Origin of the sequence: Mesorhizobium amorphae, assembly GCF_014843845.1 — a bacterium.
In the GTDB taxonomy this organism is placed as follows: Bacteria; Pseudomonadota; Alphaproteobacteria; order Rhizobiales; family Rhizobiaceae; genus Mesorhizobium; species Mesorhizobium amorphae_A.
In genome coordinates this window covers 1-755 of sequence record NZ_JHQS01000094.1, presented here as the reverse complement: position 1 = coordinate 755, position 755 = coordinate 1, and the positions used below count along the sequence as shown (strand labels likewise).

Genomic DNA, 755 nt, shown 5'->3' with positions numbered 1-755 from the left:
TACTTTCGGCCAGCGGAACTCCCCATCCTCCAGACGCTTGGCATAAAGGCAGACGCCGGTGCCGTCCCAAAAAATCAGCTTGATCCGGTCGGTGCGCTTCGCCCGGAAGACGTAGACCGCGCCGCTGAACGGATCGGCGCCCATCGTCTCGCGCACCAGCGCGGCCAGCCCCTCCGCGCCTTTGCGGAAGTCCACCGGCTTCGTCGCCACCATGACCTTGACCGCACCCGTCGGCCCAATCACGCTGTTGCCTTCAGCGCGCGGATCACTGCCTCGACCGTCTTGGCGTCGGCGCCCCGGCCAACGCGCATGGCGATGCCGTCGATCTCAAGCTCGATCACGCCGGCGTCTCGGGTGGCTTTCCGTTTCCGCTGCTTCGATGGATGCCTGGCTACAGGTTCCGGCGCCGTCACCACCGCCGGCACGAAGGCCGGGGATTCCTGCTGCGCCGAAGCGGCCTGTTTGCGCGCTTCGCGCCGCCAAGCGAACACCTGCTGCGGCCTGAGACCATAACGCCGAGCGACTTCGGAAATGATTGCGTTCGGTTCCAGCGTCTCCGCGACGATCCGCGCCTTGTCATCCATCAACCAGTGACGCCGGCCGCCAGCGCCGTTGATCACCTCGAAACGCCGAGGCCGCCGCTCCGGGTCAAGCGTAAGGTCAAGTCCAGACACAAGCCTATCTCCGATCCTAATACAGGATCGGCAACCTCACAGATCGTGATCACTCCCGAAAGGTGGCCCGGAAACACCGCT

Annotated in this window: 2 protein-coding genes; both read right to left on the bottom strand. The window is 64.9% G+C overall.

Annotation, left to right across the window (positions count from 1 at the left end; genetic code table 11):
• On the bottom strand, positions 1 to 213 hold a 213-nt coding region (gene tnpB, locus DH08_RS30150; protein ID WP_192182898.1), incomplete at its 3' end, for an IS66 family insertion sequence element accessory protein TnpB.
• A 26-nt stretch (positions 214 to 239) separates the two neighbouring features.
• On the bottom strand, positions 240 to 674 hold the full coding sequence (gene tnpA, locus DH08_RS30145) for an IS66-like element accessory protein TnpA (protein ID WP_192182897.1): 435 nt from the start codon (positions 672 to 674) through the stop codon (positions 240 to 242).
• Between the last annotated feature and the right edge of the window lie 81 nt (positions 675 to 755).